Genomic DNA, 3,954 nt, shown 5'->3' with positions numbered 1-3,954 from the left:
GTAATTTTACATTTTGATGTTTGATTTTTAATTTATTTTATGGTATTCCAGAAAAGTGGAAGTTAATTTTGCAAAAACCATAAGGTTCGCACTACATTTATCGAATGTCACAGGTTAATTCGTGTCCTTATGTAGCTAATTTCTCTAATTCTCTGTGAACTCTGTGCCTCTGTGGCTGAACGGTTACAATATTTGCAACCTGATGGCTGAAGGATTACATTCAACCTTTTTTCTTTTTAAATACCAATTTATCCTCTTCCCTATTCACGCTTATCTTACCACCTTTATGGAATTTACCTTTAAGGATTTCTTCAGATAATGGGTCTTCGACATATTTCTGGATGGCTCTACGCAGTGGTCTTGCCCCGTAAGCCGGGTCATAGCCTTTTTCCGATAAGAAAGATATTCCCTCTTGAGTTAATTCCAGTGTTATCTTTTGTTCTTCTAATCGTTCATTTAACTTATCAATCATTAACTGGACAATCATCTTAACATCATCATGAGTTAATGGGTGAAAAACAATGGTGTCATCAATTCTATTAAGGAATTCTGGATTAAATATCTTCTTCATCTCCGCCAGCACCTTATCTTTAATATCCTCATAAGTTTTTTCAGCCGTAGCCTTTCTAAATCCAATATCTTTGGCTTCAAATATATCTCTTGCTCCGGCATTAGAGGTCATAATAAGCACCGCATTTCTAAAGTCAACTGTATGTCCAAGGTTATCGGTGAGGTGTCCCTCTTCAAATATCTGGAGTAGAATATTAAACACATCTGGATGAGCCTTTTCAATTTCATCTAAGAGAATAACTGAATAAGGTTTTCTTCTTACCTTTTCTGTTAATTCTCCACCTTCTTCATAGCCAACATATCCTGGAGGAGCACCGACTAATCTGGAGACGGCGAATTTTTCCATAAATTCTGACATATCAATTTGTATCAAAGCCTCCTCGTCATCAAATAAGAATTCGGCTAACGCCCTGGCGAGTTCTGTTTTGCCAACACCAGTAGGTCCCAAAAAGATAAATGAGCCCATTGGTCTTTTTGGGTCTTTCAAGCCGGTTCTGGCGCGGCGCATTGCTCTTGACAGGGCAGAAATAGCCTCATCCTGGCCGATAATCCGTTTATGAATTTCTTCCTCCATCCGTAATAATTTCTCAGATTCCTTTTCGACCAGTTTGAAGACAGGAACACCCGTCCATTTGGAGACAATATCCGCAATATCTTCCTCGATGATAACATTTGTAGCTTCTTCCTGATGTTCACTTTCCCATTTTTTCTTTGTCTCCTCAATTTTTTTTCTAATTTCTTTTTCTTTATCACGCAAGGTTGCGGCTTTCTCATATTCTTGTGAAGTGATAGTGGCATTTTTTTCTTTAATTATTTGCTCTAATTCCTTTTCCATATCTTTAAGGTCAGGTGGTTTAGTCATAATGCGTAGTCGTGCCTTTGCCCCAGCTTCATCCATTAAATCAATAGCTTTATCCGGAAGGAATCTATCGGCAATATATCGATGTGCAAGTTTAGCCGCGGCATCTAATGACGCATCACTAAATTTGACGCGATGATGTGCCTCATATTTATCTCTCAATCCTTTTAAAATCTCAAAAGTTTCTTGAACTGAAGGTTCATCAACCATAACTGTCTGGAATCGACGCTCTAAGGCGGCATCTCGCTCCACATATTTACGGTATTCATCTAAGGTTGTGGCTCCGATACATTGTAATTCCCCGCGGGCTAAGGCTGGTTTTAAAATCGCAGAGGCATCTATTGCTCCTTCGGCACCACCAGCACCAACTAAGGTATGAATTTCATCTATAAATAGAATGACATCTGGACTTTGCTTGATTTCATTCATTATTCTTTTAAGTCTTTCTTCAAATTCACCACGATATTTAGTTCCGGCAACCACTGCGGCTAAATCTAAACATAATACTCGTTTATTAGCCAATACTTCAGGAACTCTGCCGCTAACTATCATTTGTGCCAATCCTTCGACAATGGCTGTTTTGCCTACCCCCGGGTCACCAATCAATACTGGATTATTCTTAGTTCTTCGAGATAATATTTGAGTTACTCGTTCTATTTCATCTTTGCGGCCAACGACAGGGTCTAATTTATCATCTTTGGCTAATGTGGTTAAATCTCGGGAGAAGGCATCTAAGACCGGTGTTGTTGTTTTCTTTTGTCCTGGTGCACCAGCAATGGCTGATGGCATTTCTCCACCTAATAATTTAATTACGCCGTCACGCACCTGCTCCAAATTTATACCCATAGCCATCAATACCTTTGCTCCAACACTTTCTCCTTCTCGAATTAAGCCTAACAATAGATGTTCAGTTCCAATATAATTATGGTGTAGCACCCGTGCCTCATCTACCGCTAATTCTAACACCTTTTTGGAATGAGGGGTAAAAGGAACATCGCCTATCGTCAGCATATCTGCACCTGAGGGAACCTGCTTTTCTATCTCTATTCGTAGCGATTCAAGATTAACACCAAGGCTTTTTAAAACCTCTGCCGCCACACCTCCTCCTTCACGAATTAAGGCTAACAGAATATGTTCTGTGCCAAGGTAATCATGCCCAAGTCGTTTCGACTCTTCCTGTGCCAATTGCAAGACCATTCTTGCTCTTTCTGTAAATCGTTCAAACATTTCTTTCTTCACCTCTTGTTAAATTTTTTTGGATTATGAGTGCCCGCTTAACATCCCGAGCTGGCGAACTCAAAATTTCTCCTGAGAATAATTGAACATGTGCTGGTTGAGAAATAACCAGAAGTTCATTGATAATCTTCAACGAAATATCTTTTATCAATCCAATTCCCACGCCTAATCTAACTAATGATAATAGTTCTAATGCCTCTTTTGAGCCTATAACCCGGGCATGAGCTAAGGTCGCATAAGCACGCATAATCTGGTCTTCTAATTGAATACGGTTATTTTTCATTAATATCTCCCGTGCCTTTTCCTCATGTCCTATGATTTGATTGGTAATTTTTTCAGTATTATCTGTAATTTCCTGCTCATTTCTGCCAAGTGTTACCTGATTGGATATCTGGAAAAAATTACCCAGAGCCTCTGTGCCCTCTCCATAAAGTCCTCGAATAGCCAATCCTACTTGTGAGATGGCATGAAGAATTTTTCGTATCTGATTCGTAATATTCAGTGCCGGCAAATGTATCATCACCGATGTCCGCATCCCTGTGCCAACATTAGTTGGACAGGCAGTTAAATAGCCCCAATTCGATGAATAAGCGTAGTTCAGGTATTTAGACAATTCATCATCTATTTTATTAATCATCTCCCAGGTAGTCCTTGAGTCTAACCCGGAGGCAAAGGTTTGTATTCGCAGATGGTCTTCTTCATTAACCATAATGTTCATTATCTCTTTGTCGCCAATAAAGACGACGCCTTTTTTACTCTCTGCCAGTTCGCGGCTAATTAAATGCCGCTCCATTAATAGTTGTTTAACAAGGTCATTCACCTTGTTTAATTCAACCATTGTTACATTTGTCAGATAGGGATTATTTTTAATTGCCTCTTTTATCTGGAATATAACCTTATCAAGGTCAGATTCTTTCGCACAATGGGCAAATGGGATACCCTCAATATTTCGGGCTAATCTTACCCTGGTACTGATAACAATATTAGAATAATTCCCACTACTATTTAACCATTGTGCCGGGGTATCAATAAATTTTTTTAAATCCATTAGTCTCTCTCCTGAAAATCGGGACTCGGGACTCGGGGTTCGGGACTCGGGAAGGCTGGTAGCCGCAAGCTTTAGCCTGCGTTGTTCGACTTCAGCATCCCCGCCCGCATCCTTCCTTTATTTTCATCGTCCTCGTATAATATATATTGTTGGTCATTTTGAATGCCACAATCCTAATTCCTTATTAAAGCCCCCAAGATTGGGGGGTGGGGGTTGAAAATAAAATTAAAAAATTAATTAT

Annotated in this window: 2 protein-coding genes; both read right to left on the bottom strand. The window is 39.5% G+C overall.

What is annotated here, in order from left to right; all coding sequences use genetic code 11:
* Positions 1-220: 220 nt before the first annotated feature.
* Positions 221-2,656 carry an ATP-dependent Clp protease ATP-binding subunit gene (locus AB1422_17615; protein ID MEW6621121.1) on the bottom strand — a complete coding sequence of 812 codons (2,436 nt, stop codon included), beginning with the start codon at positions 2,654-2,656 and terminating at the stop codon, positions 221-223.
* Positions 2,649-3,713, bottom strand: a complete 1,065-nt coding sequence (locus AB1422_17610) for a protein arginine kinase (GenBank protein MEW6621120.1) — start codon at positions 3,711-3,713, stop codon at positions 2,649-2,651. The genes AB1422_17615 and AB1422_17610 overlap by 8 nt, the downstream gene beginning before the upstream one ends.
* Between the last annotated feature and the right edge of the window lie 241 nt (positions 3,714-3,954).

It is taken from the genome of bacterium, from assembly GCA_040757115.1.
GTDB lineage: Bacteria > UBA9089 > CG2-30-40-21 > CG2-30-40-21 > SBAY01 > JBFLXS01.
This window is presented reverse-complemented; position numbering and strand designations above follow the sequence as displayed.